Origin of the sequence: Microcoleus sp. MON2_D5, assembly GCF_036701905.1 — a bacterium.
GTDB lineage: Bacteria > Cyanobacteriota > Cyanobacteriia > Cyanobacteriales > Microcoleaceae > Microcoleus.
The window spans coordinates 1-6,763 of sequence record NZ_JAUBRM010000166.1 but is presented as its reverse complement, the minus strand read 5'-3'; the positions used below and the strand labels follow the sequence as shown (position 1 = coordinate 6,763).

At 49.3% G+C, this 6,763-nt stretch carries 7 protein-coding genes; 4 read left to right on the top strand and 3 right to left on the bottom strand.

Translation table 11 applies throughout. From position 1 onward, the window contains the following. Window positions 1-519: 519 nt before the first annotated feature. Window positions 520-2,193, bottom strand: a complete 1,674-nt coding sequence (locus QUA47_RS29760) for an asparagine synthase-related protein (protein WP_333433465.1) — start codon at window positions 2,191-2,193, stop codon at window positions 520-522. Between the two features lie 87 nt (window positions 2,194-2,280). Then, window positions 2,281-3,726 (bottom strand): protein kinase domain-containing protein, encoded by a 1,446-nt coding sequence (locus tag QUA47_RS29755; protein WP_333433464.1) that lies wholly within the window; start codon window positions 3,724-3,726, stop codon window positions 2,281-2,283. Between the two features lie 2 nt (window positions 3,727-3,728). On the opposite strand from QUA47_RS29755, the gene QUA47_RS29750 reads away from it, so the two are divergent. Continuing rightward, complete coding sequence (locus QUA47_RS29750; RefSeq protein ID WP_190663890.1) at window positions 3,729-3,869, top strand: hypothetical protein; 141 nt, start codon at window positions 3,729-3,731, stop codon at window positions 3,867-3,869. Here QUA47_RS29750 and QUA47_RS29745 read toward each other — a convergent pair. Continuing rightward, window positions 3,866-4,870 (bottom strand): LysR family transcriptional regulator, encoded by a 1,005-nt coding sequence (locus QUA47_RS29745; RefSeq protein WP_190663891.1) that lies wholly within the window; start codon window positions 4,868-4,870, stop codon window positions 3,866-3,868. The genes QUA47_RS29750 and QUA47_RS29745 overlap by 4 nt on opposite strands. Before the next feature lie 236 nt (window positions 4,871-5,106). On the opposite strand from QUA47_RS29745, the gene QUA47_RS29740 reads away from it, so the two are divergent. From QUA47_RS29740 to QUA47_RS29730, 3 genes are all read left to right on the top strand, one after another. Beyond that, on the top strand, window positions 5,107-5,820 hold the full coding sequence (locus QUA47_RS29740) for an NnrU family protein (protein WP_333289511.1): 714 nt from the start codon (window positions 5,107-5,109) through the stop codon (window positions 5,818-5,820). 45 nt (window positions 5,821-5,865) lie between these two features. After that, window positions 5,866-6,243 carry a thioredoxin family protein gene (locus tag QUA47_RS29735; RefSeq protein ID WP_333135247.1) on the top strand — a complete coding sequence of 126 codons (378 nt, stop codon included), beginning with the start codon at window positions 5,866-5,868 and terminating at the stop codon, window positions 6,241-6,243. A gap of 115 nt (window positions 6,244-6,358) precedes the next feature. Further along, window positions 6,359-6,730, top strand: a complete 372-nt coding sequence (locus tag QUA47_RS29730; protein WP_333433463.1) for a Tic22 family protein — start codon at window positions 6,359-6,361, stop codon at window positions 6,728-6,730. Window positions 6,731-6,763: the final 33 nt, after the last annotated feature.

Below are 6,763 nucleotides of genomic sequence, written 5' to 3'. Positions count from 1 at the left end.
TTCGATTGTTGATTCTTGAGTGCATTCCATTTACAGTAATGCACCCCTTTATTCTGTCTTAGTCTAATCTCCAGTCACCAAGAAGACCTGCCAAAAATTGACAATATCAAAAACTCGCCCCGACCGGGATATTATGCTTAATCGATCGGACATGATATGAAATTATTGGACAGAAAGGTGCAAAATCCTGGTTAATAATTTTGAGAGTTCTGGCTAATTCAACGACCAAGGTGAATATTGGTTTTATATCAAATCCGTTGGCATCGGAATGATTCATCTGTCTCTTCCGTTTCTCTGTATCCTCTGCGCCCTCTGCGGTTTGATCATTCCAATACAACCGGAATTCATATTATTACGCTGATGATTAAAAGGCTGGCAGCCTAAAAAATGTCAACTGGGTGCTATAAAAAAGAGCGAAAACCGCATAGGAAAAATGCCGCTGTCGAGCGAGAAATTTGGGGGTCAAGTGCTGAAGTTGACACGACGCAAGGCACGGCGGCGTGTCCTAATTTTGGATAACTAACGGCGATTGACTTGTAACCAAATTTCCAGCGTCACCAGCAGCCACAGCTTCAGCCCATAGCGGGGAAAAACTTCTCCACGATAGTTTAGCCACTCGCGGATTAGTGTTCGATCCAGGTAAGGCGCGATCGCCGCATGACGATTCAGCAGCAACGATCGCGCTTGCCGCTGCCAATCCCTCAAAAACCACTGCTGCATCGACATCACCATCCCACTTTTCGGACGGTTGACAATGACATCGGGCAGCAAATCCGCCACAGCAGCCTTGAGAACCGCTTTTTCCTGCGCGCCCGAAAGCTTATATTCTGGCGGAATTTGCAAACTCAGCGCCACCATCCGCGCATCGAATAGGGGCGATCGAGCTTTTAGTCCCGCCGCAGCCGTGAGATTATTCACCTTGGTCAAAATGTAATCGGCTCCTTTAAACTCAATGTTGAGTCGCATCAGCCGATTCAAAAACGTCGTTTCTGTCTGTTGCAATTCCTCAGCAAAGACGGAAGGCGCATTCTTCACCTTTTCCCAAACCTCCGGCTTCAGCAAACGTGGCAAATCCACATAGCATTTTTGAAACGAAGTCAAGTAAGCTGCGATCGGATCGGCTTTAACCTGAACCGAACCGTACAAACTATTCAGCAGCATCGGCTTATTTTTCGGCCCGCCAAAGCACGGATCGCCGCCTTCGCCATTGAGTACCACGTCTGCGAATTGCTTTGCCGATCGCCCCAGCAGCAAATTGGGAACCGTCAAGCCTTCCCCCACCGGATCATCCATCGCCGCCAGCGTTTCCGGCAGCAACTCCCAAATTTGCTTTGGCGAAACTTCTAAAATATGGTGCTCAGTGCCACAATGTGCTGCGACGATGTTGGCAAATTCAATCTCGCTGGGATATTGAGCGCCAAAGTGCATCGAAAAAGTGTGTACCGGGCGATCGTGCAGCCTTGTGGCGATCGCCGCGACGCAACTTGAGTCAATCCCGCCCGAAAGGTATGCTGCGACTGGTTCTCCCGCTGGTAGCGCTTCCTGCACCAGTTGTTCCAAAAGCGATCGCACTTGTTGACTGTGCCATTCCAAAGGGCGATCGGCGTTAGTAATTTGCTCCTGTGGCTGCCAGTATCTCTGCACCTCAACATCCGGTAAGTACAGGTAGCTACCGGGCCGCAACTCTCGCACGGCTTCCCACAGCGTTTGTGCTCCGGGTACAAACGCACAGCACAAGTAGTCGCGCAAAGCAACTAAATCAAGTTCTCGATCGTGATACGGATTGAGCGATCGCAGTCGAGGCGCGATCCAGCGAGTCGTTCCTGCACGGGTGTAATAAAGCGTTTTGGCTCCCACGCGATCGCGCCCCAGACACAAGGTTTCCTCGTCTATATCCCACACGGCAAGGGCAAATTGTCCTGACAGCAAGCTCAGTGTTTTAGTAGCGTACTGCTCCCACAGCCGCGCCACGATCGCCAAATCGCTCAATCCATCTGTGTCAATCTGTTGTTTGAGCGTGGGGGTGCGATCGAAGCAGCAGTCACCTACCAGCACAAATCGCTGATTCGGGCTGAAGGTGGGTTCAGCTCCGATTATGGCAAAACCGGAAGTTTCCCAAGTTGCAGGGTGCGATCGGGCTGCGGGGCCCCAAGCAATGACCCAATTAGGGTAGATAGACTTCTGAGTCTGCATTTTAAATTAGACATCTCCCATAATTAATTATTGTGGAACAGGCATCTTGCCTGTTCAAAACAGGCAATTCTTGCGATGACTATTACATTAAAAAACGTTTGAAAGTAACTTATAAATCAAGCGAAAAATAGCTGTTCCAGCGATCGCACCCAAAGCACCCAACCATCCCACAAACAACACGCCAGTGATCGGAGAATTCGGATAAATCGCAAGTGCCGCCGTCTGCAAAGCCGGGAAAAACCACAGCAAAGCCACAGTACCTCCACCAATAATCAACATCTCAGTTTGTTCGATCGCCCTGCGGTACTGCCCGTAAATCAAACCCGCCACAATCATCCCCAACAATCCGATACTCAAGCCAGGAGAGGGCAACAAACTCGTCAGGGCGATCGCCAGCACCCCTCCCTCAAAACCCGTAAACGCCGCCCCCGACAAAACCTCCCAAATCGAAAAAGTCGCTCTCTGCGAAGGTTGCAGCCCTCCAGGCGGTGTTGCAGGAACCCGTACAGGAGGAGGCAGAGTCGGTTGAAGAGGTATCGGAGGCGGCGCCACCACGACTGTAGGTTGTTGAGAATGTTGTTGAGGCCCAGACATCAGAGCCGCTTCCACCTCACTCGCAGATTGAAAACGCTGGCTGGGAGCTGATAATAACATTCGATCGAGAACGTGAGCCAAACGCGAACTTACCTGCACCCGCGACTGCCAATTCCACTCGTTTCTGTAACTATCAAAAAGCTCCGTCGGCTGCAAACCGCTCAGCAAAGTAATACAAGTCACAGCCAAAGCATACAAATCCGTTGCCGGATAAACTTCTTGCCCGCTCATCTGTTCTGGCGGAGCGTAACCCAAAGAATAAATACCAGTCGAAGCTTTTGCACTCCCAACACTTTGTGTTACTTGTTTAACAGCCCCAAAATCTAATAAATAAAGCCGACCGTTTTTACCCCGCATAATATTAGCAGGTTTAATATCCCGGTGAATCGAACCGCGAGAGTGCACAAAATCGAGAACCTTCAAAATTTCCCGCAGCACCTCCACGGTTTCCGCCTCCGAAAACCTGCCTTTTACAGCTAGTTCATCCTCCAAGTTTTTACCGTCAATAAATTCTTGAACCAGATAGAAAAACTGATCGTTTTTTCCCGGCTGCAAACTCGCAACAGTCAGCTCAAAGAAAGCCAGCAAACTCGGAATTTGGGAATGTTCGTTTCCCAGTTCTTCCAGCACCGCCGCTTCCCGTTCAAACAGAGTTTGAGCGATTTTTAGCTGGGGTGGAGTCAGACTTACCGACGGCTGCAAAAGTTTAGCAACGCACTGCCGCATCGCCGGAGTATAGCGGTCTCTGGCCAAAAATGCCGCCCCAAAACCGCCTTGACCCAATAACCTCACGGGCAAATAGCGGCCGCTCAAAATCAGGGGCATCCCGCAAGCCGTGCAAAACTTTTGCTGCACCGTTTTCAGCAGCGAACTGTCATTGAGGTCGGGAAAATAGTTTTGAGGGCGCGGGCAGCCCGGGCGGGTGCAGTAAACTTCCATTTTTGTTTGCTAAGAAGAAGGAAGAGGGAAGAAGGAAAAGGGAAGAAGGAAAAGGGAAGAAGGAAGAAAAAGTGATGGTTAAACCAGATTTCGATTTCTCAACTCACCGCGAACTGCTAACTGCCAGCGACCTAAGAGATTAACTTCCCGCCGAGTTGGGAGTTGCTATTTCTATGAATCCCAAATCGAGGGCCGGGGGTTCTTTCTTCTCCAGGATGGTCGAATAAGTAGCAAACTGAGGCAAAATTTCATTGCTGAAAGCCTCTGCTGCTTTAGAACGGTAGCGGTTGGGGTTGTAAATCAGCGACAAAATGCGAGTTACCAAAACTTCGTCCATTTGAGATTTGTGCAAGACGCCCATGAGCAACTCTTTTTCGATCGCCGAAACCGAGACAAAAGCAGCTCCCAGCCCCGACTGAACGGCATTTTTAATGGCTTCGATCGAATTTAGTTCCATCTCTATTTTCAAGCGGCGCGTGTCTATGCCGCAGCGAGTCAGTACCTGATCGATTACTTTGCGGATCGTAGACTGCGAATCGAGGGATATAAACTGCAATTTGTAAAGGTCTTCTTTTTGGATACTTTCTTGTTGTACCATCGGGTGGGACGGAGGAAGAATCAGAGCCAGTTCGTCCTCAGCGTAAGGAACAATTTCTAAAGCTTCTACAAGTTCGGTAGGAATTTCTCCGCCAACAATTGCCAAATCGATTTGCCCGTTTGCCACACTCCACGCCGTGCGGCGGGTCGAGTGAACGTGAAGCTGTACTGCTACATCCGGGTACTTTTGGCGAAACATCCCGATCATCCGAGGCAGCAAATACGTCCCCGTTGTTTGAGAAGCGCCCACGATCAAAGTACCGCCTTGGAGATTTTGCAAGTCTTCCAGAGCTCGACAAGTTTCCTGGCAAAGCGATAAAATTTTCTCGCCGTAACTCAGCAGCAGGTGTCCGGCTTCGGTCAGTTGCGCCCGCCGCCCCCCCCGGTCAAACAGCGGCACGTCCAACTGTCTCTCTAAGTTTTGCACCTGCAAGCTAACTGCTGGCTGGGATACATAGAGGCTGTCCGCGGCGCGTTTGAAGCTTCCTTCAGAGGCGATCGCCTTGAGAATGCGTAACTGGTCTAAAGTGAAAGGAAGGTCAGACATATATCTAAATTGTCAGTTGTCAGTTGTCAGTTGTCAGTTGACAGTTGACGGTTGACTGTAGGCAGCGAACAGCAAACAGCGAACAGTCAACAGCGAACAGTCAACAGCGAACAGCGAACAGTCAACAGTCAACAGCGAACAGTGAACAGTTAACTGACTGATAACCGCTGAATGCTCCCATAGATACTTTGTGACACAAATTGGCCGAGAATCAATAACTTTTCTTAATATTTGCAATGACGATCGACTTGGCGCTCGACTCCCACTTAGTTATTCTGGGTCTGTTATTGGTTTTTGCGATCGCCCACAGCGGTTTAGCAGCCCTCCGGCCCAAAGGTGAAAAGCTAATCGGGCCGAGACTTTACCGCGTTTTTTTTGCCCTTGTCAGTTTGCCGCTAGCCGTCATTCTGATTGTCTACTTTTTCAACCACCGCTACGACGGCCTGCAGCTTTGGCAAGTACAGGGCGTCCCCGGAGTTAAACCCGCAGTTTGGATACTTTCGGCAATTTCCTTTCTGTTTCTTTACCCAGCAACTTTCAACCTCCTAGAAATTGCCGCCGTCCAAAAGCCCCAAGTTCACCTCTACGAAACTGGCATCATTCGCATCACCCGTCACCCGCAAATGGTGGGACAGGTGATTTGGTGCGTCGCCCACACCCTGTGGATTGGCACTAGCTTTACCCTCGTCACTTCCATCGGTTTGGTACTTCACCACCTGTTCGGAGTGTGGCACGGCGACAAGCGGCTTCAGGCTCGTTTTGGAGAATCCTTTGAAACCATCAAATCTCGAACCTCAATTATTCCTTTTTTGGCAATCCTACAAAAGCGTCAAACCCTTGATTTGCTTGAGTTTTTGCGCCCTTCCTATGTAGGGGTTGTCCTTTTTACGGGCCTGCTGTGGGAAATTCATCCTTTTTTGATGCGTGTAACTAGGAACATATACTGGTAGCATGATCCCTAGGATAGAAAAAAAATTATTAAATTTTGAGGGCTCATGGTGTTGTCGGTTAGCGAACGCACTTTTGCACAAGAGGTGTTTCAAGCCTCTACCCCCGTTTTAGTTCACTTCTCGGCTCCTTGGTGCGGTTTGTGCCGCGCGATCGACCCCACCCTTAAGACTTTTGAGGCACAGTGGGCAGAAAAAGTCAAGCTCGTAGGGGTGAATGCCGATCAATGTTTCAAGTTAGCCCACACTTATCGGCTGACAAGTCTGCCCACGCTGATTTTGTTTGAGGGCGATAAAGTTCGATTTAGATTGGAAGACTACAAAGGACGCGAGGAACTGCGGCGGACTCTGGATTCCTGGATGCTCGCGGCTCACGTAGCTTCCCCATCTCAACGGCTGCAACTTCAGGAAGTAGCCAACAGGTAACATTTTTAAGTCCCATAGCTGTTAGACCCCCGACTTCTTAAAAAATTCGGGGATATAACACCTATTGTGCCGGTAAGTACAAGATTTAACGAATTTAACACGTCTTAATACCACCATGTCTAATTTAGTTAATGTTGACTTGCTCCCTGCCTCGGAAGCGGGAAATCTCACAGCATTAGCACTGTCTAATACACAAATTGACGAAAAGCTGCGCTCGGTGCCCGTGTTTACGATTACAGACGCTCAGGGTGCGCCCCTGATCACTACTGTTCCCAAACAAGGTCAGGAGCAAACCGGCAATGATTCGGTGGCAGGAATTTTTATCAGCCAGCAGGATGCTCAAGCTTTTGTCGATCAACTGAAAACTACAAACCCTCAGTTGGCGGCTTCCGTGCGCGTGATGCCGGTGTCGCTAGGGGAAATTTACCAGCTTTCTCAAGCAAATACAGCACTTCCGGATGTTATGAGGTACAATAAAATCGACTAAAAATAATATACCAATGAAAGCATACTCAGTAGA

Bases quoted from the DNA above. Each gene is read 5' to 3' on its own strand.
- QUA47_RS29755 (WP_333433464.1), bottom strand. From the start codon at position 3,726: ATGGAAGTTTACTGCACCCGCCCGGGCTGCCCGCGCCCTCAAAACTAT.
- QUA47_RS29735 (WP_333135247.1), top strand. From the start codon at position 5,866: ATGGTGTTGTCGGTTAGCGAACGCACTTTTGCACAAGAGGTGTTTCAA.
- QUA47_RS29730 (WP_333433463.1), top strand. From the start codon at position 6,359: ATGTCTAATTTAGTTAATGTTGACTTGCTCCCTGCCTCGGAAGCGGGA.
- QUA47_RS29740 (WP_333289511.1), top strand. From the start codon at position 5,107: ATGACGATCGACTTGGCGCTCGACTCCCACTTAGTTATTCTGGGTCTG.
- QUA47_RS29760 (WP_333433465.1), bottom strand. From the start codon at position 2,193: ATGCAGACTCAGAAGTCTATCTACCCTAATTGGGTCATTGCTTGGGGC.
- QUA47_RS29745 (WP_190663891.1), bottom strand. From the start codon at position 4,870: ATGTCTGACCTTCCTTTCACTTTAGACCAGTTACGCATTCTCAAGGCG.